Raw genomic sequence first — 1,390 nt, 5'->3', positions numbered from 1 at the left:
GGGACTGTAAATACAACGGTGTAACTCCCGATCAAGGAGTGGCACTTGATGTCTGATGTGGCGAGGGCCGGTGTGGTCGATACTGCTGCGGTGGCGAAGCGTAAGGATGCGAAGGCGCCGGCGGTGGATGCCGAACTGGTGGGCCAGCTGGTGGCCCAGGCCCGAAGTAGCGGTTTGCAGCTGACCGGAGAAGGTGGGCTGCTGGCGCAGTTGACCAAAATGGTCGTCGAATCCGCCCTCGATGGTGAGATCACCGACCATCTCGGATACGACCACGGCGACCCGGCTGGTCGTGGAACAGGAAATTCTCGCAACGGGACCCGCTCGAAGACGGTGGTCACCGATGTCGGGCCGGTCGAGATCGACGTCCCCCGTGACCGGGACGCCAGCTTCGAGCCGCAGATCGTGCGCAAACGACAGCGTCGGCTCAACGGTGTGGAGAACATGGTGTTGTCGCTGTCGGCCAAGGGTCTCACGCATGGGGAGATCTCCGCGCACCTGCGTGAGGTCTATGGCGCCGAGGTGTCCAAGCAGACGATCTCCACGATCACCGACAAAGTGATCGACGGCATGAACGAGTGGCAGAACCGGCCGCTGGACAGCGTGTATCCGGTGATCTTCCTGGACGCCATCCACGTGAAGATCCGCGACGGCAAGGTCGCCAACCGACCCATCTATGTCGCGTTGGCAGTCACCGTGGACGGCACCCGCGACATCCTCGGTTTGTGGGCCGGAGACGGCGGTGAGGGCGCCAAGTTCTGGCTGCAGATACTCACCGAGCTGCGTAATCGTGGTGCCGAGGATGTCTGCATGCTCGTCTGCGACGGCCTCAAAGGACTACCCGAGGCGATCGGTGAGGTCTGGCCGGCTGCGGTTGTGCAGACCTGCGTGGTGCATCTGCTGCGCGCATCGTTCCGATACGCGGCCCGCCAGCACTGGGACGCCATCGCCAAAGCATTGAAACCGATCTACACCGCACCGACGGAATCGGCCGCGCTGGAACGGTTCTACGAGTTCATCGAGGCCTGGGGCCAAAAGTATCCGGCGATCGTCAAACTATGGGAGAACTCGTGGGCGGAGTTCGTGCCGTTCCTGGCGTTCGACACCGAAATCCGCAGGGTCGTGTGCTCGACGAATGCCATCGAGTCGGTCAACGCCCGTATCCGCCGGGCCGTGCGCGCCCGCGGCCACTTCCCCAACGAGCAAGCCGCGTTGAAGTGTGTCTACCTGGCGATCATGGCCCTCGATCCCACCGGAACAGGCCAGAAACGGTGGGTCACCCGCTGGAAAGCGGCGTTGAACGCCTTCGACATCACCTTCGAAGGCCGACTCAGCGCTGGACGGAAGTAACCCAATCAAACCGGGTTACACCGTTGGCTGGACAGACCCG

Annotated in this window: 1 protein-coding gene; it reads left to right on the top strand. The window is 62.7% G+C overall.

From position 1 onward, the window contains the following. The first annotated feature begins 48 nt into the window (after window positions 1-48). The gene (locus ABZ803_RS35245; protein WP_357046213.1) at window positions 49-1,350 is read left to right on the top strand and encodes an IS256 family transposase; all 1,302 of its coding nucleotides are present in this window, start codon (window positions 49-51) and stop codon (window positions 1,348-1,350) included. Window positions 1,351-1,390: the final 40 nt, after the last annotated feature.

Source organism: Nocardia sp. NPDC047648 (assembly GCF_040642815.1).
Classification (GTDB): Bacteria; Actinomycetota; Actinomycetes; order Mycobacteriales; family Mycobacteriaceae; genus Nocardia; species Nocardia gamkensis.
This window is presented reverse-complemented; position numbering and strand designations above follow the sequence as displayed.